The organism is Gilvimarinus sp. 1_MG-2023, from assembly GCF_030548285.1.
In genome coordinates, this window is sequence record NZ_JAUOSC010001497.1 from 1 (window position 1) to 245 (window position 245).

The following is a 245-nucleotide window of genomic DNA, read 5'->3' on the forward strand; positions in this document are numbered from 1 at the left end:
GAAACCGGCGATTGTCACCATCAATGCAGTCAATGCCGAAACCCTGGTTAATGGCCTTGATCGCCGCCTGTTTGAAATGGGTCGTCTTGCGGCTATTGGCGCTGCCGAAACCGCTCAGGTGTTAAAGGATGCTGGTCTGGTCGCTTTGGTCGCCGGTGGTGCGGACGGTGCTGATATCAGTATTGCTGCCGATGGCGACAACATCGACACTCTGATTGCGGCACTGCAGGATCAAGGCATTATCT

General features: G+C 54.7%; 1 protein-coding gene. It reads left to right on the forward strand.

The features are described from left to right. Window positions 1-245: hypothetical protein (locus Q4563_RS21815; protein WP_303606025.1), on the forward strand; the 245-nt coding region annotated here is incomplete at both ends.